The 927-nt window shown below is 66.0% G+C and carries 1 protein-coding gene; it reads left to right on the top strand.

Features of this window, described 5'->3' with window-relative positions; genetic code table 11:
* The coding region (locus tag HX846_RS33480; protein ID WP_178967077.1) for an MFS transporter at positions 1-927 on the top strand (927 nt) is incomplete at both ends.

Raw genomic sequence — 927 nt, 5'->3', positions numbered from 1 at the left:
GGACCGTTATGGCCAGGGCCGGGTGTTGCCGGTGGCCGCGTCCATCGGCGGCGGCGCGCTGTTGCTGCTGTTGCTCTGCACCCGGGTGCAGGCGCCAACGTGGACGCTGTTCGTCTTTGCCGCCCTGGCCGGCTGCATGCCCAACATGTCGGCCATGGTGCGGGCGCGCTGGACCGAGCTGTATCGCGGCCAGCCCAAACTGCAAACGGCGTTTGCCCTGGAGTCGGTGCTCGACGAGGTGGTGTTCATTATTGGCCCGCCGGTCTCGGTGGGTCTGTGCGTGCTGCTGTTCCCCGAAGCGGGGCCGTTGATTGCCGCGCTGTTTCTGGCAGTGGGCGTGACCGCCTTTGTGCTGCAACGCCAGACCGAGCCACCGGTGCATGAACATCACGCCGAGCACGGCCGTTGGCTGATCGCCTCGCCCTCGGTGTTGATCCTGATGGTGCTGTTGATGGCCATGGGTATCATCGTTGGGGTGGTGGATGTGGTCAGTGTCGCGTTCGCCCAGCATCAGGGCCAGCCCGCCGCGGCGAGCATTGTACTGTCGGTATACGCCATCGGTTCGTGCCTGGCCGGGCTGGCGTTCGGTGCGCTCAAGTTGAAAGCACCGCTGCCGCGCCAGTTCTTGTACTGCGGCGTGGCCACCGCCGTGACCACGCTGCCGTTGTTGCTGGTGACGAATATTCCGGGGTTGGCAGCCGCGATCTTCATCTCCGGCCTGTTCTTCGCCCCGACCCTGATCGTGTCCATGGCCCTGGTGGAACAAATCGTTCCGCCCAGCCGCTTGACCGAAGGCATGACCTGGCTGATCACCGGCCTGAGCATCGGCGTGGCCATTGGTGCTGCCAGCTCCGGCTGGATGATCGACCGCTTCGGCGCACCCAGCGGGTTCTGGGTGGCGCTGGCGGCGGGTGCGGTGGTGCTTGG

Origin of the sequence: Pseudomonas sp. K5002, assembly GCF_013386655.1 — a bacterium.
In the GTDB taxonomy this organism is placed as follows: domain Bacteria; phylum Pseudomonadota; class Gammaproteobacteria; order Pseudomonadales; family Pseudomonadaceae; genus Aquipseudomonas.
Note: the sequence above shows the minus strand (reverse complement) of the source record. Positions and strands in the feature narration are given on the sequence as shown.